The organism is Sinomonas sp. G460-2 (genome assembly GCF_047759905.1).
GTDB lineage: Bacteria > Actinomycetota > Actinomycetes > Actinomycetales > Micrococcaceae > Sinomonas.
The window spans coordinates 1-20,213 of record NZ_JBKZWT010000045.1; the positions used below are offsets into that span (position 1 = coordinate 1).

The window sequence follows — 20,213 nt, forward strand, 5'->3', positions numbered from 1 at the left end:
TGCTGCAGCCGTGCCTGCGGCGTGGTGGCCGCGCCGGCGGCTGCGCGTCAACCCGGTGCGGCGGTGCGGGCTGCCACGGACGCGGGAGGCTGAGGACACGTAGAGCAACGGATCCGCTGTCCCCGCCGTACTGAACGGTGCCCGGCAACTCCCCCGATCCTCAGCAGTGCCGCCCTCCGCCACTACGTACGGCCCGTTGATGCGCGTCTCAGTGCCCAATGCGGCTTCTAGCGTCGCAATCATGGACCCAACCAGTGCCCTGGGCGGTACGCCGGCCCGGCAAGAAAAGGGCACGGAGCCTACTGTGGCCATCGCCCACGACTACCTCACCCAGCGAGGTGGGGCCGAGCGAGTCGTACTGGCCATGCACCGCGCGTTCCCCGAAGCCACGATCTACACCACGCTCTACGACCCTGACAGAACCTATCCGGAATTCCGCACGGCTCGGATCGTGACCTCTCCGCTCAACCGTGTCCCCGGCTTCCGGCGTGACCATCGGGCCGCTCTGCCGCTCCTGGCCCCGGCGGCCAGCGCGCTCAAGGTGCCTGCCGACGTCGTCCTCACATCCACGAGCGGGTGGGCGCACGGCTTCCGGACCCCCGGGCGGGTCCTTGCCTACTGCCACTCCCCTGCCCGCTGGCTCTACCTCACAGACCAATACCTCGGGGACTCACGTCGCCGCAGCGCCAAGGCGCTAGCGCTGGCCGCGCTCAAGCCATTCCTCCTGCGCTGGGATCGGCGGGCGGCCGCGGGGGCGGATCGCTATGTGGCGAACTCGAGCGTCGTGCGCGACCGGATCCGGGCCGTGTATGGACTGGATGCCGATATTGTCCACCCGCCCCACAGCGTCGATACGCAGGGCGAGCTCAAGCCGGTCCCCGGCCTCGAAGACTTCGTGGGCGGCGGCGGGCACTTCCTCATCGTGTCCCGCCTCCTCCCGTACAAGAACGTGGCAGAGGCCATCGATGCCTTCCGAGGACTCGATGAGCGGCTCCTCGTGATCGGCGCAGGACCCCTCCGTGCGCGCCTCGAGGCGACACTCCCCAAGAACGTCCGGCTCGCGTCCCATCTGAGCGACGCCCAGATGCGCTGGGCCTACTCGTCCGCAGCAGCCCTTGTCGCCCCGTCGTACGAGGACTTCGGCATCACCCCACTCGAAGGCGGAGCTTGGGGAAGGCCGACGATCGCGCTGCGCGGGGGCGGCTATCTGGACACGATCGTCGAGCGGGTCACCGGCTCCTTCATCGAGCACCCGACCCCGGCGTCCATCCGCGACGCAGTTCTCGCCTTCCGGCCTCACGAGTGGGATGCGGAGAGGATCCGAACCCACGTCGAGCAGTTCTCCGAAGACCGCTTCCGCGAGTGGCTCCGCTCCGCCGTGAGGGAGATTTCGGGGCACGCGCTCCGGGCGGCCGGCTGAGACTCCACTCGCAAATCCCACAACTGCACCCCACTTCCGAAGAGCCCGCGAACGCCTTGGCCTGTGGAAAGGAAGAATTCTTTGATAGTGGTAAATTGCCGGCATTTGACTCAGGAAATGACCGGAGTGCAACGATTTGCCGAGCAGATCATTCGAACCCTCGCGGCACAGCGCGAAGACCTCGTGTTCGTAGCTCCCCGGGGTTTCACCCCCTCGGAAGCGGGCTACCCCGTGGAAGCCATCGGAAGGCTCCGAGGCCATGCTTGGGAGCAGGTCGACCTCCCGGCCTACCTCCATCGCAGGGGTAGCCCCTTGCTTCTGAACCTCATGAGTACTGCCCCGGTCTTCTATCGGAACAAGGTGATGACTGCGCACGACATCACCTACGTCAGGCATCCTGAAAGCTTCAGCCGGGCCTTCAGGATGTTCTATGGCGTCGCCGTACCGCCGGCGCTGAGACGAAGCCGGAAAATCCTCACGGTGAGCGAGTTCTCGCGGAAGGAAATTTCGGCCTGCTTTGGATTGGATTCCGGCGCTTTTGCTGTCGTCCCCAACGCCGTCGACGGGCGATTCGCTCCTCGCGCCAGCCGCTCCGTCGACTCCGCCGACGAGAGGCCGCGCTATCTGCTAGCGGTGTCCTCCCCGAATCGGCACAAGAATTTCGAGAACCTCATTGCCGCCTATCTTCGCAGCGGCCTCCATCCGACGGTCGGACTCACTCTCGTGGGGAGCACGAATCGATCCTTCCGCGACACCTGCGTCACATCAGCTGCGAACCTGCCAGGAGTCAGCTTCGCCGGGCGAGTTTCCGATGAACATCTCATTCGGCTGTATCAGGGTGCGACGGCATTCGTGTTCCCGTCGCTCTACGAAGGATTTGGAATCCCCGTCCTCGAAGCACAGGCGGCCGGCGCGCCAGTACTTGCCGCGAACAGGGCCTCCTTGCCGGAGGTGCTCCAGGACTCGGCCATCTTCTTCGACCCCCTCAACGTCGACGAGATCGCCGCCCACATGGTTGAGATAGCGTCCTCCGAACAGCTGCGGCACCAGCTGAGAGAACACGGCCTCGCAAACGCGGCCCGCTTCAGCTGGCAGAACTCGGCGCGGATCGTGAGCGACCTATTGGACGGCCTCACGAGCGCCAGCCGCGCGACGGCGTGAACGTGCCGACGAGCGCGAGCCTGGGCCCGAATGAGGGATCCCTGCTTGCCACGGCCCTCTGCGGCCACATCATCCGGAGCGAACGGCTCCCGGCGGTGGTCATCAAGGGTCCCATCGCGACCAGATGGGGGCTCCGGCCCCAGCGGCCCTCGGCCGACGTCGATATTCTCACCGATGCCCGCGGTGAGAGGGTCATGCTCAGAGTCTTGGGAGAGCGCGGCTGGCGGCTCCGGCCCACGGACTCATCCGGGGTTGTCGCGTCCCATTCCTCGACCCTCTACCACCCCTCGTGGAATGTCGACGTTGATGTTCACTCGTGGTATCCGGGATTTGAGGGCGAGACCGACGCGGTCCTCCACGAGATCCTGTTGACTGCCGTCGTCGAGAACGTTGCCGGTGTCGAGGTCCCGGCAGCGGGCAAGACGGCCATGGCTGTCATCCAAATGCTGCATGCCCTTCGGAGCCCCTGGCTGAGGCAATCGCAGACCGACCTGGCCCATCTGTTGGCCTCGCCCAGCCTTCCGGACTTCGACGCTCTCATGGAATTCGCCGACAGAACGGGGGCAACGGGGGCGCTGCGCCCGTTTCTCGAATCCGCCTACGGAGATCGGCTGGCCGACCGAGCCCTCGCGGAACCGAGCGCAGCTTGGACCGAACGCCTCGGCGAAAGCATCCCAGGGTTGCTCCGATGGCGCACAATACGACGGGCGAGAGGGTGGCGCCGCGTCTCCCTCGTTTACCGTGCGGTGATTCCCAGTCGCGACACCATGGCAAGCAGAGACATCCGACTGGCTAATTCGGGTGCTGCGCGCTATTGGCTGGCCGTCTGGCTGCGCCTGTTCGCGTTTCTCAGATGGCTGGCGACATCACGGCGGAAGCGCTAATGCGTTCCGCCTGACGCGAGGACGGAGTCGGAAGCCGCGGACCGGACGCGCTGATGACAAAGAGAGCTGCGCTGGCCAACCAGGTCATGGTGTCGAAGCTGAAGAACATGATGATTGACAAGCACAGGAGCAAGGCCGTGAGGCGATCGGCCCTGCGGAACGCAACCACCAATGCCGCCGCAAGGAGCACGAGGCTGAGCACGCCGGACACGGCGAAGAATCTCACGAGCTGGTTGTCGAACATTTGCAAGTTGTCTTCGGCGTTAATCACGGTCTCGAAGAGTTTCGTTGCTTTCCCGTCGCCGACGCCAAGGAGCAGCTGAACGCTGTTTGCGTTCTGATAGATATCGACGGTACTGCTCAGCACGTCAATGCGATGGGTGTAGGAGACGCCAGACTGGACGCTGTCGTTGAACACGTAGGCCAAAAAGCCTGACTGAATCGCGATGACGGCGGCCCCAAGCAAAACGATGCTGAGGATGAAGCGGCTCGCCCCGCGCCTGGCCACGAGAAAGGAGATCACGAGACAGACCGCGCCGGCGAAGACGGCGCTCCGAGTGCCCGAGAGAGCGAGCGCACCGATCCCCGAGGCGGCAAGAACGAGGTATCTGCTCTTCCGGCTGGATCGAAAGAGTTCGATGGCCACGAGAATCCCCGCCGCGGCCAGGGTCCCCAGAAGGATGGGGTGGCCAGCCACCGACATCGACCGGCCGGCCAGCAACGACGGGAGGAGTTCTTGATGGCGATTCTCCAGGAAGTCCATCCACGTCCCCCTGGGCCATAACGCGAGGGTCGGGTTGGCCTGCTCGGCGAGGCCCAGAGCCAAATGAATCGGCAGCATGAGCGCCAACGGCGCTAGCACCCGGGCGCTACTGAATGCTCGGGCCGCTATGGGGAACACCACGGCCAGGAGAGCCAAGCAGCACCCAACGCCGAAGAAGTAGATTCCGCTTTGGAAGGGCAACCCCCGAAGGCCGTTGATGCCGACGCACGCCATCAGCGCCACCAGGGCCCAATTCACCCCGGTCCAGGCCACGCCCCGAGGTGCTTTGAGCAGGGCCACCAGCGAACAGAGGATGACGCAAATCGTCGCGGACACCCGCAGCGAGGATGGTGCCGCGAACGAAGGAATCGTCCCAACGAGCACCAAGGCCCCCTGGACTGCCACGAGGGAGGCCCGCACCCCAGGGGCCCTGAGCGTCGCCACGACAACGACGATCATCAACCCCACAGCTACGAGTTCCATGCTGTCCCTTTGCTCCTTCTCGCCGGTCCCCTCGGCGACACTAGCGGCCACGCCAACCACGGAGACGCCTGAGGAAGCCGTCTCCGTGGTGGCCGTCGCGGCACGCCACGAAGAGGGGGCCAAACCACCGGGGCCGAGACGGAAGAAGGGCTGGCTGCCCGGAACCGCAATGGTCCAGGGCAGCCAGCCCGACGCCGCATCGGAGCTACATGACAGCTCCGATCGCCACTTCGGCTGGAGTCTCACTCAGGCCGACTCGGCGGTGCACCCAACGCAGCGGCGCGGGGGCCCACCAATTGGCCCGGCCTAGCAGGGTCATGGTCGCCGGGACGAGGAGGCAGCGGACGAGCGTAGCGTCGACCAGCACCGCAATCGCGAGGGCCAGACCGAACTCCTTGATGCCGAGCGTCTGTCCCGCGGCGAAGCCCAGGAAGACGATCATCACGAGCAGGGCGGCCGAGGTGATGATCCGACCCGAGCGCTGCAGGCCGTGCGCAACTGCCTCGTTGGTGTCCCTGAGCTCGTCATGGCTCTCCTTGATCCGCGACAGGAGGAACACCTCGTAGTCCATCGACAGTCCAAAGGCGAAGACCGCAATGGTCGGCGGCGCCCACGCCTCGATCGCGCCGAAGGACGTGAAGCCGAGCAGCTGCGCGAGATGCCCGTCCTGGAAGACCCACACAAGGGCCCCGAACGTCGCGCCGAGCGAGAGGGTGTTCATCACGAGCGCCTTCAACGGGACCAGCACCGATCCGGTCATGAGGAACAGCAGCAGGAAGGTCGACACCGCGATCATCGCGATCGCATACGGCATCCGGTTGGCGATCTGGTCCGAGAAGTCAACCAGCGATGCAGCTTCGCCCGTCACGTAGGTGGTGAACGACGGCCGGTCGGCACGCAGCGCGCGGACGAGCTGCTGGGCAGGCTCCCCCTGGGTCGTCCCCGAGGGGACGACGTCGATGAGGGTCGTCTCGCCGCGGGCGCCGGGTTCGATCGCCACCGACACCACGCCCTTAACGTGCCCGAGCTGCTCGGCATAGGCGACGACCCGCGGATCGGTCGGCTGCACCTTGGCGACGACGACAACCGGCTCCGTGCCCATCTGCTGGAACGATGCGGCCATCGAGTCGCTGACCTGCCGGCTTTCCGAGGTCGCCGGCAGGGTACGCGGGTCGCCGAGCGACGTGTTGACGTGGAGGAATGGCAGGGCGGTCATGGCCAGAATTGCGGTCGCACCCAGGGCGACGAGCACGGGATGACGCTGTACCCGGCGGGCGAGCCGACCGAACCGACCGTCCTCGGCGTTCTGACGGGCCGCGGCCTTGAGCTTGGCGCCCCAGCTGGCCAGGAAGGCCGGGATGAGGGTGAGCGCGGCAGTCATGGCGATGAGCGTCGTCGAAATTCCGCCCAGGGCAAGTGAGGTGAACGTCGGGTCGTCGAGTAGGAGCAACCCAGAGAGCGCGGCGGCCACCGTGAGGGCCGAGAAGGTCACGGTCCTGCCCGCAGTGCGGACGGTGTGCTCGGTCGCCGCCGCGACGTCGCCGCCAGCCGCTCTGGCCTCCCGGAAGCGGTTGACCATGAGCAGGCCGTAGTCGACGGCCAGCCCGAGTCCGAGCAGCTGGACAACGTCGAGTGCCTGCGGGGCGACGTCCGTGACATGGGTGATCCCGAGCAGCACGAGCATCGCGCCGGCGCCAGTCGCCAGCGAAGCGACCACGGGCAGGACCGCGGCGCGCCAGCCCTTGAAGATGAAGACGAGCGCGACAAGCAGGACAGGCATCGAGAGAAGCTCGGCCCACATGAGGTCGTTGGTGCTCGCGACCATTCCGTCCAGCCCGGCTGCAGCGTCGCCGCCGACCTGGACGTCGGCTCCGGGAACGGCACCGTGCGCGGCCTCGCGGATCGCCTCCACGTCATGGTGCGCGGCCATCGGGTGGTCGGTGTCCTTCTCGAGCGACACGAGCACCACGCTCTCGTGGCCATCGTTGCTGCGCAGATGCGGGTCTGACGAGGTGTAGGCGTTGACTGTTCCCGTCACGAACGGCATCGCGGCCAGCTTTGCTGTCAGTTGCTGGACAGCGGTGACCGTCGCCGGCGCGTCGACGGCTGGTCCCTTGACGAGCACGACGGCGCTCGGACCGGACGTGCTGGCCTCCTGGAGGATGGCCCGGCCCTGAGCGGACTCGGACGCGCTGTTCCCCCCTGACTCCTTGAGCTGCCCGAACAACGTCGCGGCAAGGGCGATGCCGAGGGCGAAGACGAGCGCCCAGACGGTCAGGACCCACCTTCGGTGGCGGATGCTGAAGCGGGCGATGGCGGCATACATAGTGGTGGTTCTCCCTCATCGGTGTGAGCTAGCCGGTGGTTCGGTCCCATTCCGGGCCTGCTATTGAGGGTCCGCTGACGCGAAGTGATGTGGCAGACGGCCAGCCAGAGGCTTCCCCCCTGCTAGCCGCCAAGTCCTCGCCAACATGGCCCGGGAGTGATACCACGGTTGCAGGAGGAGTCGAGGGCTGATGAGCATCCGATGACCACTGACGTGCCGCTGGCGTTCAGGCAGCGCAGAGCACTCCTGGCCGCCATTGCCCTGCTAGCTCTCCCCTCCGGCGTGGCCGCGGTTGCCGTGATCATCCTCGGTGACCGAGTGTCCTATCCGGCGGCCACCGCCTCCGTGACGGTCCTTGCCGCGTGGGCGTTCATCGGCGGCGGCCTCGTCGCCTGGGCGACCAGGCCGGATAACCGCACGGGCGCGCTCATGGTGCTCACCGGGTTCCTCCTGCTGGCCGGGTCGCTGTCCGACGCCAACGGCGCTCTCGCCTTCACGGTCGGGCTCCTAGCAGGCCCGGTGGCCCAAGCCGTGTTCGCCCATCTACTGCTGGCCTTCCCCCAGGGGCGGTTGCACTCCCGCGCCGAGCGGGCCCTGGTCATCGCCGCCTACCTCGACGTGACCGTCGTTCAGCTGGTGATGCTCGCGTTCATGGACTACCGCGAGGTGCGGGGCTGCCCCTGCCCGACGAACCTCCTCTTCGTCGCGACCGATGACACGCTTCACGAGTCGCTGATGACGGCGCAGCGCGCCGTCGGCGTTGCTCTCGCCGTCGGCTTCGTGGTCGTGACCGCGCGGCGATGGTGGAAGGCCACGCAGGTGCTGCGCCGCTCGCTCGCCCCCGTCCTTTCGACTGGAGCGATCGCGGTCGTATTCACCGGCGCGTCCCTTGTCGTGGCTGAGTTCTCCGACGCCCCAGCCGGAACATATCTTGGACTCGCCGCTACGTTGGCCGTCGCGTTCGTGCCGCTGGGATTTCTCGTTGGGCTGCTACGCAGCCGGCTGGCGAGGGGCGCAGTCGGAGATCTGGTGATCGCGTTGGGGCATCAGCTCGCCCCCGGACAGCTCCGTGGTGCTCTGGCCCGAGCAGTAGGCGACCCCTCGCTCGATCTTGCCTACCGGCTGCCGGACGGAGAGGTCTATGTCGACCTCGACGGACACGCCGTCGACCTTCCGCCGGAAGGCGGATCGCGGGCCGTGACCTACGTCGAGCGCGGGGGGCAGCGGATAGCCGCCGCGGTCCACGACGCGTCTCTTCTGGATGACCCCTCACTCGTCGAATCGGCCTGCGCCGCGGCGGGACTCGCGTTGGAGAACGCGGGCCTGCAGGCGGAGCTGCGGGCGCGACTGGCGGAGCTGTGGGCTTCGCGAGCTCGGCTCGTCGAAGCCACCGTCTCCGAGCGGCGCAGGATCGAACGTGACCTTCACGACGGGACGCAGCAGCGACTCGTGTCGATCGCCATGTCGCTGGGCCTGCTCGACGCCCGTCTCCCCGACGACCCCCACGGTGCCAAGCCAATCGTCCGCGAGTCACGGGAGGCCCTCGCGGCCGCATTGACCGAGTTGCGGGAGCTAACGCACGGCATCTATCCGAGCATTCTCACCGAACGCGGGCTGCCGGCGGCCCTAGAGGACCTGTGCTCCCGCGCCGCTCTACCCACGCGGCTGTCGACTCAGGTCGATCATCGGCTGCCCGATCAGGTCGAGATCGCCGCGTACTACGTCGTCAGCGAAGCACTGACCAACGCGGCCAAGCACTCTCGCTCACGCAGTGTGTCGGTCGCCGCGATTTTCGAAGGAACACAGCTGAGGGTCGAAGTCCGCGACGACGGCAGCGGCGGAGCGCGGGTGGAGGACGGCTCCGGCCTGCGCGGGCTGAGCGACCGTGTGGAGGCCCTCGGCGGGTGGCTGAGCGTGACCAGCCCGCAGGGACAGGGAACGACTATCCGAGCGGGGCTCCCATGCGAGTAGTCGTCGCCGACGATGCTGTCATCCTGAGAGAGGGACTGGCTCGGCTGCTGCGCGAGGCGGGCTTCGAAGTCGCGGGGCTGGCCGCCGACGGCCGCGAACTGCTGGAGCTCGTCGAGCAGATCCAACCGGATGTCGCCATCGTCGACATCCGCATGCCACCGACACACACGGACGAGGGTTTGCGGGCGGCGACTGCCATCCGCGAGCGATGGCCGGGCATCGGGATTCTCGTGCTCTCGCAGGACGTGCACCCCGCGTATGCCGTGGAGCTCCTGTCCGCCGGGACCGAAGGTATCGGCTACCTGCTGAAGGAACGAGTTTCCGATCTGGCCGAGCTTGCAGCAAGCGTGCGGCGCGTGGGCGCAGGCGGCTCGGTACTTGACCCTCTCGTGGTGAGCCAGCTCGTCGAGCGGCGCCGTCAGGCTGACGATCCGCTCACCCGGCTGACGGATCGGGAGCGCGACGTTCTCGCCCTCATGGCAGAGGGCCGCTCAAACAAGGCCATCGCCGAGCGTCTCTTCCTGTCGGAGTACACCGTCGAGAAGCACGTTGGGAGCATCTTCGGGACACTGCGGCTGCCTCCGTCCCCGGATGATCACCGAAGGGTCCTGGCGGTGGTGGCCTTCCTCAATGCGCGCTGAGCCCTGTACACCGATCACGGCCGGGGGCTCGGCGTCGTTCCGCGACGTCGCCAGATTCGGGTTCCACGTCAGCACGAACGAAAAGAGGCCCGGAAATCCGGGCCTCTACGGGTGGAGGTAAGGGGATTCGAACCCCTGACCTTCTGCATGCCATGCAGACGCGCTACCAACTGCGCCATACCCCCGTGGAGCTGAGGGGATTCGAACCCCTGACCCCCTGCATGCCATGCAGGTGCGCTACCAGCTGCGCCACAGCCCCAGGAATCGCGTCCGGCGAGACCTTCCGAGGACCCAATGATCCCCTGATCTCCTCCGGAGCAACTCGTCCATCTTAGACCGCGCCAGCCCCGCGCACAAATCCACAGGGCGGTCTGGAGTCAGCCCTCGACGACCGCCACGGGCACCAGAAGCGTCCCCGCATTGTGCTCTCCGAGGCGCCAGCGAGCCCCGCGGTCGGGCGCCCCATCAGGCGCGTCACCACGAGACCCAGCCGGCCCCGAACGCCGCTCCTCAAGCACGGACCAGTTGCAGTTCGAGAGCCCCGAGAGCGCTCCCCACAGCGAGTGCGGGAGCCCGAGGAGCTCCGCGAGCACCACCCTGATCGCCCCGCCGTGGCTCACCACGACGAGCGTCCCCGAGTCTCCGAGCTCCGTCAGCGCCCGCTCGACCGCGGCGCGCGTCCGGGCAGCCACGTCGAGCCGCGTCTCGGCCCCGCCGGCGGCCACATCCACGGCGCCGTCTTCCCACTGGGCGAGGAGCTCGCCGTCCGAAACCCGGATCTCGTCGAACGTCTGGCCCTGCCAGCGGCCGGCATTCGTCTCGCGCAGCCCGGAATCCACGGCGACCGTCAGCCCCGTCTCCTCGGCGAGGGCCTCCGCCGTCGCCCGCGTGCGCTGCAAGTCTGAGGTGACGATCGCTGTCGGTCCCATGACGGCGAGGAGCCGCGCGGCATGCTTGGCCTGCCGCACGCCGTCGTCGTTCAGCGGGATGTCGGTCTGGCCCTGGAAGCGGCCGGCGGCGTTCCAATCGGTGCGTCCGTGGCGCCAGAAGACGATCCTCCGCCTCTCCCCCACGGCCGGTCAGCCAGCCGCGGAGGCGGCCGCCGTGCCGGACTCGTCGAGCCCCAGGTCCACGACCGGGCAGTCCTTCCACAGGCGCTCGAGGGCGTAGAAGGCTCGGTCCTCGTCGTGCATCACATGGACCACCATGTCTCCGTAGTCCAGCAGGACCCACCTGCCCTCGGAGCGGCCCTCGCGGCGCACGGGCCGGCGGTCGAGCTTGATGAGCTCGTCCTCGATGTTGTCCACGATCGAGTTGACCTGGCGCTCGGTGGACGCCGAGGCGATTACGAACAGGTCCGTGATCGCGAGCCGCTCGCTCACGTCCACGGCCACGATGTTCTCAGCCAGCTTGTCCGCCGCGGCCTTCGCGGCCACCTTTGCGGATTCGATCGCCGCTTCTGCTGCGCTCACTCTTCTCCTTGAAGTCCTGTGAAAAAGTTCTACTGTCCCGGCAGTCTGCCGAACAGCACGACGATGACGATGGCCGCGATGAGAGCCACGAGTCCGAATAGCCCGAACGAGATCATGAAGACTCGCTCGCGGCTGCCCCGCGGCGCCTGAACGCCGAGGGGCTCGAGACCGTGTGCCGACGCCGCTGCGATGGGCGCGGCCTCGCGGACCGCGCCCGTTGTGACCGGAACGTGGGTCGTGGTGGGCGGCCGCATCACCGGATGCGGGAGCCCGGGAACCTTGACGTACTCGAGCGGAGTCACCATCGCGAGGTTGTTGGCCGCCGTCGGCGACGTCCCAGCCTTGCCCACCGTCTCGGCGTCGCGTCGCGACGCCTCGGCGAGACGCTGCCGCGTCTGCGCGCGACGATTGAGGATCGCAGCGCGCTCCGCCTGCGCGAGCTGCTGCTTGAGGGTCTCCGGGTCGACGGCGTCCGGTTCACCCCTCCGAACTTGCCCCGGGCCCTTGGTTTCCTCGCGGAGCTGCTCGCGGGCCGCCGCGATCTGCTCGTGCGAAAGCATGCTGAACGAGCCCGTCTCCGGGCCCATGACGGGCGTCCCGTCGGGCGCCTGCCGCAGAGGCGCCTGCCGGGTTGGGCGGGAAGGGCCCGGCAAGGGAGCGAACGACGGCGGCTCCTCGCCCGAGTGCCCCTCCGCGGGTTCCGCTGCCGGCACCGGACCGGGAAGGACCGGCAGGACCCCAGCGGGCACGTCGCCGCCCGGTCGGCTCGCCGGCATCGGAGGCGTGGTTCGGACTGACGGCCACGTGGGCTGCTGCTCCGGGGCCTCCGCGGGCTCCGCCGGAGCCGCGGGCCGAAGCGAACGGCGGCTCGGGAGCTGCGCCGCCCTCTCCTTCTCCGCCAGCTCGCGTCTGACCCGAAGGGCCTCGCGGTCACGCGCCCGAGCTTGCGAACTGCGCTCGCTCGGCACCGCGTCGACCGGCGCGTTGAGCGCGCGTCGGGATCGAATCCGTCCCGTCTCCGTGCTCTCGGCAGGCGCGTCCCCCGTGGGGAAGCTCTCGGCAGGCGCGTCCCCCGTGGGGAAGCTCTCGGCAGGCGCGTCCCCCGTGGGGAAGCTCTCGGCAGGCGCGTCCCCGGCGGGGGCATCCACGGTGGGAGCTGGCACGGTGGGAGCTGGCACGACGGGCATGGCCCCGCTCGCCTCGGCCTCGGCCCTTGCCTCCGCCTCGGCGCGCGCCTGAGCGGGAGTCAGCTCGGCCAGGCCATCCCCGCCGCCTTGGGCGCGCCGACGCTCGCGTCGGCTCCTGATCGGCTTGTCCTCGTTGTTCATAGCTTCGTTCACCCGGCCACCGAGGTGCCGCCGGGGAGACCTGTGCCGCGGGGCGGATCGTCGAGCCGGGCCAGACTGACCACGTCCGCGACGCCGGCCGACCGCGCGTGGTCGTCGTCGACGTAGAGCCCGTACTTGGCGATGTACTGCACCACGCCGTCGGGAACCAGATACCACACGGGCTCGTGGGCCGCGACGCGGGCACGGCAGTCGGTGGAGGAAATAGCCATGGCGGGAACCTCGAGGAGACTCACCTCGTCCCCCGCGAGATCCGGAAGCTCGTGCCCTGGGCGGGTCACGCTCACGAAGTGCGCAAGGCCCCAGAGCTCGTCGACGTCCTTCCATGAGACGATCTGCGCCATGGCGTCCGCGCCCGTGATGAAGTACAGATCAGCTTCGGGTCGCTCGGCCCGCAGATCACGCAGCGTGTCGATCGTGTAGGTGGGGCCGGGACGTTCGATGTCGACGCGGCTCACGGTGAAGCGGGGATTCGAGGCCGTCGCAATCACCGTCATGAGGTAGCGGTGCTCCGCGAGGCTCACACGGCGGCTGCTCTTCTGCCACGGCTCGCCCGTCGGCACGAAGACGACCTCGTCCAGGCCGAACTTCGACGCGACCTCGCTCGCCGCGACAAGGTGCCCGTGGTGAATCGGGTCGAATGTCCCGCCCATCACGCCGAGGCGGACACGCCGCCCTCCGGGCACCTCCATTGGATCAGCCAAGGTCAGAGGCTCGAGGCGCCCTGATGGCGGTCGTGCTTGTTCGGGTGCTGGCGGTGCGGGTCGGCGTGCTCCTCGTTGGCCTCGTGGCGGCGGCCCAGGTTCGTGTAGGAGAGCGTCACAAACATCAGCACGACGAAGATCGCGAACAGGACTCCGCCCACCACGAACGGCGGGGCGATCGTGGGGGCCGGCGACTCGTGTCCGGCGGCCTCAGCGCTCACGGAGAGCGCGGTAGTCATGACCGTTGCCAGCATGGTTGAACCCCTTCAAAGCCTCTAAACTATCTGCGGCCACTTCCGTGACCGATCTTCGGTTCATCCTACCCCGGAGCAGGGACGGGAAACCTTAGCCTCGCACCTGTCCTTCGCCCTGCACTATCCACTTCGTGGTGGTGAGCTCGGTGAGCCCCATGGGGCCGCGGGCATGGAGCTTCTGCGTCGAAATGCCCACCTCCGCCCCGAGGCCCAGCTCGCCGCCGTCCGTGAAGCGCGTGGACGCGTTGACGATCACCGCGGCCGAGTCGATCTCCGCAACGAAGCGTTCCGCGTTCCGAAGGTCGTTCGTGAGGATGGCCTCGGTGTGGCCCGTGCTCCAGCGCCGGATGTGATCGAGCGCCTCGTCGAGCGAATCGACCGTCGCGACCGCGAGGTCCAGGTCCATGTACTCGGTGGCCCAGTCGAAGTCCGTGGCCGGGACCGCTTCGACGCCCTCGGGCAGGGCCCTCATCGAGCGCCCGTCGACGTGCAGGCGCACCCCCCGCTCGGCGAGGGCGCGGGCGACGGCGGGAAGCACCGTGCTCTTCGAGTGCACCAGGAGCGTCTCGACCGTGTTGCACACGCTCGGACGCTGGGTCTTGGCGTTGACGAGGATGTTGACGGCCATCTCCTCGTCGGCGGACTCGTCGACGTAGATGTGGACGTTGCCCTCGCCGGTCTCGATGACGGGGACGGTCGAGTTGAGCACCACGTTCTGGATGAGCTCGCGCCCGCCGCGGGGAATGAGCACGTCGACGCGCCCGCGCGCCTTCATGAGCACCTCGGCGCCGGCCCGGCCGTACTCGTCCACGGTCTGCACAGCATCCTCGGGGAGCCCCACGCCCGCGAGCGTGTCGCGGAGGATCCCCACGAGCTCGCGGTTCGTGTGCGCCGCGGCGCTTCCGCCGCGCAGGATCACCGCGTTGCCGCTCTTGAGGGCCAGACCCGCGATATCGACCGTCACGTTCGGGCGCGCCTCGTAGATCGCCGCGACGACGCCCATCGGGACGTTGACCTGCCGCATGCGCAGGCCGTTCGGGAGCGTCTGGCCACGGACCACGTTGCCCACCGGATCGGGCAGCCCCGCGAGGTTCTCGAGCGCGGCCACGAGCCCGTCGATGCGGGCCGGCGTGAGCGCGAGGCGGTCGAGGAGCGCCTTCGACGTGCCGTTGGCGCGGCCTTCGTCCAGGTCCTTCTCGTTGGCGGAGAGGATCGAGGCCTCGTGCTCCTTGAGCGCGGCGCCGATCGAGCGGAGGGCGCGGTCCTTCCATGCGCGGTTCGCGCGGGCCATGGCACGCGACGCGCTGCGTGCGCGGTCACCGATGGCAAGGACCGCGGCCTCGACGTCAACCGGCTGCGCGCCGGCCTGAGCGTCGGCGGCGGCGGTCTCGTGGGCGACGGTGTCAGTCATGCATTCCAGTTTAGCTAGACGATCACGAGGTCGTCCGTGTGAACAACCACACGTTCGTACTCGGGGCCGAGCTCGCGCCCGAGGTCCTTGGTCGACCGGCCCAGCATGGCGGGCAGCTCGTCCGCCGAGAAGTTCACGAGTCCGCGCGCCACGACGCGTCCGGCCTGGTCGGCGATCTCGACGGGGTCGCCCGCCTCGAAGTCACCCTCAACCGCCGTGATCCCGGCGGGGAGCAGTGAACGGTGACGCAGCGCCACGGCCCGCACGGCGCCGTCGTCGAGCGTTAGCGTTCCCCGTGTGGCCGCGAGGTGGGCAAGCCACAGGAGCCGCACGGGCTTGCGGCGCCCGCTCACGCTGAACCAGGTTCCGACGTCCTCCCCCGCGAGCGCCCGCGCGGCCGCCGCCGTCGACGTCACGAGCGCGGGGATCCCCGAGCCCGCGGCGATGCTCGCCGCCTCGATCTTCGTGGCCATCCCGCCGGTCCCGACGCCGGCGACGCCCGTGCTGCCGATCTGCACGCCCTTTAGGTCGGCGGCGTCGCGAATATGCGCGATCCGCTCGCCGCCCTCGGAGGGCGGGCCCGTGTAGACAGAATCGACGTCGGAGAGCAGCACGAGCGCATCGGCGTGGACGAGGTGAGCCACGAGCGCCGCGAGGCGGTCGTTGTCGCCGAACCGGATCTCGTGCGTCGCGACGGTGTCGTTCTCGTTGACCACGGGAACCACGCCCAAGTGGAGGAGCTTCTCCAGGGCGCGGTGCGCGTTCTTGTACTGCGTGCGCCGCACGAGGTCGTCCGCGGTCAGGAGGACCTGGCTCACCGTCACGCCGTGGGCCCCGAACGCCTGCGTGTACCGGGCCATGAGCAGGCCCTGCCCCACGCTCGCCGCCGCCTGCTGCGTCGCGAGGTCACGCGGCCGCTTCGCGAGGCCCAAGGGAGCCAGACCGGCCGCGATCGCGCCAGACGAGACGAGCACGATCTCGGTCCCCTCGTTGACGCGCGAGGCGAGCGTGTCGACGAGCGCAGCGACGGACTGCTCGGAGATGCCGCCGCGAATCGTCGTGAGAGACGACGAGCCAACCTTGACCACGATGCGCCGGGCCTCGGGCAGCCACTCGCGCCCGCGGGCCTCGAGCTCAGCGGTCATCGTCGGCGTCACCCTCCGCGTCCTCCTCCGACTGAAGATCCGGCGCCCACTCCTTGCGGCGGCTCGACTCGGTCCAGATGCCTGCCCGACGCTCGGCCTCGAGCTCGTCGCGGGCCGCGGCCTTGGCGGACTTGCGGTCCTCGTGCTCCTCGCGCTTCTGGGCGCGCGTGGGGCGGTCCCAGTCCGCGAGCCGAAGGTCGGTGCCGCGCGGGCCGGCGAGGATCTCGGCCCCCGTCATCATGGTGGGCTCCCAGTCGAAGACGACCGCGTCGTCCTCGCCGATGACCACCGTGTCTCCGGGGCGGGCACCGATCTTGAACAGCTCGTTCTCGACGCCCAGACGGTTGAGCCGGTCGCTCAGGTAGCCCACGGCCTCGTCGTTGGAGAAGTCCGTCTGCTTGACCCAGCGCTCGGGCTTCTCGCCGAGGACCCGGAAGAGCGGCTCGAGGTTGCGCTCCTCGCGGCGGATCTTGAACCCCACCTCGTTCACAGCGCGGGGACGAAGGACCGTCGGCGCGACCTTGGGGGGCGCGACCTCGAGGCCCTCGCGAGCCTTCTGCACGATCTCCGCCATCGCGAAGCCAAGCGAGCGGAGGCCCTCGTGGCTCGTCGCAGAGATCTCGAACACGCGGTAGCCGCGCGACTCGAGTTCGGTCCGGACCATGTCCGCCATCGCCTGGCCGTCCGGGAGATCGACCTTGTTGAGGGCGACGAGCCGCGGCCGCTCATTGAGCGGCACGACCTCGCCGTCCGGCCCGGCGAAGCTCATGTCGACGCTGTACTTCGCGAGCTCGCCCTCGATCACCTCGAGATCGTCGATCGGGTTGCGCTCGGACTCAAGCGTCCCGCAGTCGAGCACGTGCACGATCGCCGCACAGCGCTCGACGTGCCGGAGGAAGTCGTGGCCCAGACCGCGACCCTCGCTCGCGCCCTCGATGAGCCCGGGCACGTCCGCGATCGTGAACCGGACGTCCCCGGCCTGGACCACGCCGAGGTTGGGCACGAGCGTGGTGAACGGGTAGTCGGCGATCTTGGGGCGCGCAGCCGACATCGCCGCGATGAGGCTCGACTTGCCCGCCGACGGGAAGCCCACGAGCGCGACGTCGGCGATCGACTTGAGCTCGAGGACGATGTCCCGCTCATCCCCCTCGATGCCGAGGAGCGCGAAGCCGGGCGCCTTGCGCTTCGCCGTGGCGAGCGCAGCGTTCCCGAGCCCGCCCTGCCCGCCGGCCGCTGCGACGAACTCGGTTCCCTCGCCCACGAGATCGGCGAGGAGCTCGCCGTCGCGGGACTTCACGACCGTGCCGTCGGGAACGGGCAGGACGAGGGTCTCCCCCTTGTTCCCCGCGCGCCAGTCGCCCATGCCCGGCCCGCCGTTGTCGGCGTGGCGGTGGGGCGAGTGGTGGAAGTCGAGGAGCGTCGTGGTCTGCGACGTGACGCGCAGTACCACGTCCCCGCCGTTGCCGCCGTTGCCGCCGTCAGGCCCACCCAGCGGCTTGAACTTCTCACGCTTGATGGAGATGCAGCCGTTTCCGCCGTGCCCTCCGGAGACGTGCAGCACTACGCGGTCGACGAAGCTCGCCACGCCATTCTCCTTACGCCGGGGTCACCCCCGAGTCTAGTTCGCGCGCCCCGCGATACCGGGGCGCAGCCGCCCGCGGTGCGGGCCATCAGGTCATAAAAACAGATGGAGCGGGCCATAGGCCCGCTCCACCGAGAAAAGCAATTGGTCCGGACTCGCCGGGCCTCCCAGACTACTGGGCGGCGACGATGTCCACGACGCGACGGCCGCGACGCGTGCCGAACTGCACGGCACCGGCGTCGAGGGCGAACAGCGTGTCGTCCTTGCCACGGCCGACGCCGTTGCCCGGGTGGAAGTGGGTACCGCGCTGGCGGACGATGATCTCGCCGGCCTTGACGGTCTGGCCGCCGAAGCGCTTGACGCCGAGGCGCTGCGCGTTCGAGTCGCGGCCATTGCGGGTGGAGCTTGCGCCCTTCTTATGTGCCATGAGCTGTGCCTGCCTTGGTTCTAGGTGGGAAGAAGTCTCGGTCCGAAGAGATCAGGCGGAGATGCCGGTGATCTTGACCTTCGTCAGGTCCTGACGGTGGCCCTGGCGCTTCTTGTAGCCCGTCTTGTTCTTGTACTTCTGGATGATGATCTTCGGGCCGCGGAGATCCTCGAGGATCTCGGCCGTCACCTTGACCTTGGCCAGCTCGGACGACTTGGAGGTAACCTTCTCACCGTCAACCAGCAGGAGGGCGGGCAGCTCAATGGTGCTGCCAGCTGCGCCGGCCACGCGGTTGAGGGTCACGAAATCTCCAACGGAAACCTTCTCCTGGCGGCCGCCGGCGCGGACAATCGCGTACACCACTGGGGAACTCACTTCTCTCGACGTTATTTCTGAAAGCTCTTGTGCGTGGCGCCCGACGCTCCGCTGCACTCGCAACGGTCCGTGGACGCTCGACTGTGCTTCTTGCCGTGAGCCCGCGAGGGGATTCCCTGGGAACAAAACCCAAGTGTTGGCGTCAGCACCGAGGATCTAGCCTACGCCAGTCCTCCGCCCGGCCGCAAATGAACAGCCGATCACGGGGAAATCCGCCGCGACTGGCGCTCGTGCCGGAAGCACGCTGAACTAGTTTACCCGACGCAACGGACTGCCCCGGTCACGCGTGCTTGCTCGGCGCGTCGAAGAATTCCCGCTCGTAGACCGTGGACTGCTCGAACGCGACCATCATGGCCTCGCGCTCACTCGGCGAGGCGTGCCGTCCGGCCCGGTCCGCGTAGCGGATCGCCCGGCGCGTCGACTCGGCGAACGCCTCGTCGGCGTACGTCTCGATCCACGCGCCGTACGGGTGCTCGGCCGCCCCGCCCCCAGACGCGACGCGCGCGGCATGGCGGCGGTGCAGCTCGTCCCCCACGACCGCGTAGATCCAGTAGCACGGCAGCACAGCGGCCGCGAGGACCGCGTAGCTGCCCTGGGCGGAGGTCGCGAGCAGGTGGTCGAGGTACGCCTTCGTCACGGGGCCCTGGCGCGCGGCCTGCCCTGGGGCCGGGGCGTGCTGGGAAAGCCACGTGCGGTGCAGCTCGGCCTCGACCACGAGGCACACTTGGGCCGAGTTCGCCCAGAATGTCTGTTCCTCCTCGGTCGGCGCGAGCGCGCTCGCCCGAGCGAGGGCCCGCGAGAAGCCGTTGAGGTACTGGGCGTCCTGGGCGAGGTAGTAGGCGAACTGGCGCTCGGGCAGACTGCCGGCGTCGAGCTGGGCCACGAACGGGAGCCCGTCGATCTCGGCGCGCACCTTTGCGGTGGAATCCCACATTCGCGCGGCGAACTCGCCCTCGGCGAGCGGGACCGAGCCCTCCACGTGGTGGAAGTGATGGACGGGCCCGTGGCCGCCGCCAACCTCGAGCTCGCCCGACGCCACGAGCGCTCCGCGGAGCCACTCCTTGACGACCCGGAGCGACGCCTCCCAGTCGCCCGTGCGTGCCTGCATCGTGGCCATCGCGGAGGAGAGCGAGCAGCCCGTTCCGTGCGTGTTGCGGGTGTCTACGCGCGACCCCGGCACCTCGACCACGCGCGTCACGCCGTCCCCCTCGCGCAGCACGAGCGCGTCCGGGCACTCCGCCCCGGCGAGGTGGCCGCCCTTCACGAGCACGGCGGCGGCAATCCGCGCGGAGAGCCGCTCCCCCTGCGCGAGCGCCTCCGCCCACGACTCGGCCGTCGGCTCGTCGAGCAGGACGCCTAGCTCCGGGAGGTTCGGGGTGACCAGATCGGCCACGGTGAGGAGACCGCGGAGGGCCTCGGCGGCGTCGTCCGCGAGAAGGCGATCACCGCTCGTGGCGACCATCACCGGATCAAGGACGACGACGGCGGGCCGCACCCGCGCGAGCCACTCGCCCACCGCGCCGATCACCTCGGCGTCGGCGAGCATGCCGATCTTGACGGCGTCGATCGCGATGTCCGAGGAGATCGCGTCAAGCTGCGCGCGGAGGAAGTCGACGGGGGGCGTGTGCACCGCCGTCACGCCGCGCGTGTTTTGCGCCGTGAGCGCGGTGATCGCGGCCATCCCGTAGCCGCCCATCGCGGCGATGCTCTTGAGGTCGGCCTGGATGCCGGCCCCGCCCGACGGGTCGGAGCCGGCAATGCTCAGGACGCGCGGAATCTTCCGCGGCACGGTCACAGCTCCGAGGCCGGGACGCCGACGCCGAGGATGAGCGGACCCTCGCCCTCCGG

18 protein-coding genes and 2 tRNA genes are annotated in these 20,213 nt (G+C 68.7%); 5 read left to right on the top strand and 15 right to left on the bottom strand.

From position 1 onward, the window contains the following. Positions 1-304 precede the first annotated feature (304 nt). From ACLN58_RS06960 to ACLN58_RS06970, 3 genes are all read left to right on the top strand, one after another. Positions 305-1,420, top strand: a complete 1,116-nt coding sequence (locus ACLN58_RS06960) for a glycosyltransferase (protein ID WP_415854539.1) — start codon at positions 305-307, stop codon at positions 1,418-1,420. 117 nt (positions 1,421-1,537) lie between these two features. Then, on the top strand, positions 1,538-2,581 hold the full coding sequence (locus ACLN58_RS06965) for a glycosyltransferase family 4 protein (RefSeq protein ID WP_415854540.1): 1,044 nt from the start codon (positions 1,538-1,540) through the stop codon (positions 2,579-2,581). Between the two features lie 2 nt (positions 2,582-2,583). Beyond that, positions 2,584-3,465: a hypothetical protein gene (locus ACLN58_RS06970; protein WP_415854541.1), complete on the top strand. Its 882-nt coding sequence runs from the start codon at positions 2,584-2,586 to the stop codon at positions 3,463-3,465. On the opposite strand, the gene ACLN58_RS06975 is transcribed toward ACLN58_RS06970, so the two are convergent. Then, positions 3,431-4,711 carry a hypothetical protein gene (locus ACLN58_RS06975; RefSeq protein WP_415854542.1) on the bottom strand — a complete coding sequence of 427 codons (1,281 nt, stop codon included), beginning with the start codon at positions 4,709-4,711 and terminating at the stop codon, positions 3,431-3,433. The genes ACLN58_RS06970 and ACLN58_RS06975 overlap by 35 nt on opposite strands. Before the next feature lie 205 nt (positions 4,712-4,916). After that, a complete protein-coding gene (locus ACLN58_RS06980) occupies positions 4,917-7,037 on the bottom strand; it encodes an MMPL family transporter (protein WP_415854543.1) in 2,121 nt (706 codons plus the stop codon). 201 nt (positions 7,038-7,238) lie between these two features. On the opposite strand from ACLN58_RS06980, the gene ACLN58_RS06985 reads away from it, so the two are divergent. Continuing rightward, a complete protein-coding gene (locus ACLN58_RS06985; RefSeq protein ID WP_415854544.1) occupies positions 7,239-9,008 on the top strand; it encodes a sensor histidine kinase in 1,770 nt (589 codons plus the stop codon). Next, positions 8,999-9,649, top strand: a complete 651-nt coding sequence (locus ACLN58_RS06990; protein WP_415854545.1) for a response regulator — start codon at positions 8,999-9,001, stop codon at positions 9,647-9,649. Before ACLN58_RS06985 ends, ACLN58_RS06990 begins: the two co-directional genes overlap by 10 nt. Positions 9,650-9,761: 112 nt before the next feature. On the opposite strand, the gene ACLN58_RS06995 is transcribed toward ACLN58_RS06990, so the two are convergent. The 13 genes from ACLN58_RS06995 to thiD form a co-directional block, all read right to left on the bottom strand. Next, positions 9,762-9,834, bottom strand: a tRNA-Ala gene (locus ACLN58_RS06995). A gap of 1 nt (position 9,835) precedes the next feature. Beyond that, positions 9,836-9,908: transfer RNA gene (locus ACLN58_RS07000), tRNA-Ala, on the bottom strand. 118 nt (positions 9,909-10,026) lie between these two features. Further along, positions 10,027-10,722: a histidine phosphatase family protein gene (locus ACLN58_RS07005; RefSeq protein ID WP_415854546.1), complete on the bottom strand. Its 696-nt coding sequence runs from the start codon at positions 10,720-10,722 to the stop codon at positions 10,027-10,029. Between the two features lie 6 nt (positions 10,723-10,728). Then, positions 10,729-11,121 (bottom strand): ribosome silencing factor, encoded by a 393-nt coding sequence (rsfS, locus tag ACLN58_RS07010; protein ID WP_415854547.1) that lies wholly within the window; start codon positions 11,119-11,121, stop codon positions 10,729-10,731. Positions 11,122-11,150: 29 nt separating this feature from the next. Next, entirely contained in the window at positions 11,151-12,449 is a 1,299-nt protein-coding gene (locus ACLN58_RS07015) for a hypothetical protein (RefSeq protein WP_415854548.1), read from the bottom strand. A gap of 8 nt (positions 12,450-12,457) precedes the next feature. Beyond that, positions 12,458-13,120, bottom strand: coding sequence for a nicotinate-nucleotide adenylyltransferase (gene nadD, locus ACLN58_RS07020; RefSeq protein WP_415854553.1), 663 nt, complete (start codon positions 13,118-13,120; stop codon positions 12,458-12,460). Between the two features lie 53 nt (positions 13,121-13,173). Next, complete coding sequence (locus tag ACLN58_RS07025; RefSeq protein WP_415854549.1) at positions 13,174-13,425, bottom strand: hypothetical protein; 252 nt, start codon at positions 13,423-13,425, stop codon at positions 13,174-13,176. 91 nt (positions 13,426-13,516) lie between these two features. Next, complete coding sequence (locus ACLN58_RS07030) at positions 13,517-14,836, bottom strand: glutamate-5-semialdehyde dehydrogenase (protein WP_415854550.1); 1,320 nt, start codon at positions 14,834-14,836, stop codon at positions 13,517-13,519. A gap of 14 nt (positions 14,837-14,850) precedes the next feature. Beyond that, positions 14,851-15,981: a glutamate 5-kinase gene (gene proB / locus ACLN58_RS07035; RefSeq protein ID WP_415854554.1), complete on the bottom strand. Its 1,131-nt coding sequence runs from the start codon at positions 15,979-15,981 to the stop codon at positions 14,851-14,853. Beyond that, positions 15,971-17,566: a GTPase ObgE gene (obgE, locus tag ACLN58_RS07040; RefSeq protein WP_415854551.1), complete on the bottom strand. Its 1,596-nt coding sequence runs from the start codon at positions 17,564-17,566 to the stop codon at positions 15,971-15,973. Before obgE ends, proB begins: the two co-directional genes overlap by 11 nt. Before the next feature lie 169 nt (positions 17,567-17,735). Then, on the bottom strand, positions 17,736-17,990 hold the full coding sequence (gene rpmA / locus ACLN58_RS07045) for a 50S ribosomal protein L27 (RefSeq protein ID WP_415854552.1): 255 nt from the start codon (positions 17,988-17,990) through the stop codon (positions 17,736-17,738). Positions 17,991-18,041: 51 nt separating this feature from the next. After that, on the bottom strand, positions 18,042-18,353 hold the full coding sequence (gene rplU / locus ACLN58_RS07050; RefSeq protein ID WP_415854555.1) for a 50S ribosomal protein L21: 312 nt from the start codon (positions 18,351-18,353) through the stop codon (positions 18,042-18,044). Positions 18,354-18,645: 292 nt separating this feature from the next. After that, positions 18,646-20,160: a bifunctional hydroxymethylpyrimidine kinase/phosphomethylpyrimidine kinase gene (gene thiD, locus ACLN58_RS07055; RefSeq protein WP_415854556.1), complete on the bottom strand. Its 1,515-nt coding sequence runs from the start codon at positions 20,158-20,160 to the stop codon at positions 18,646-18,648. Positions 20,161-20,213: the final 53 nt, after the last annotated feature.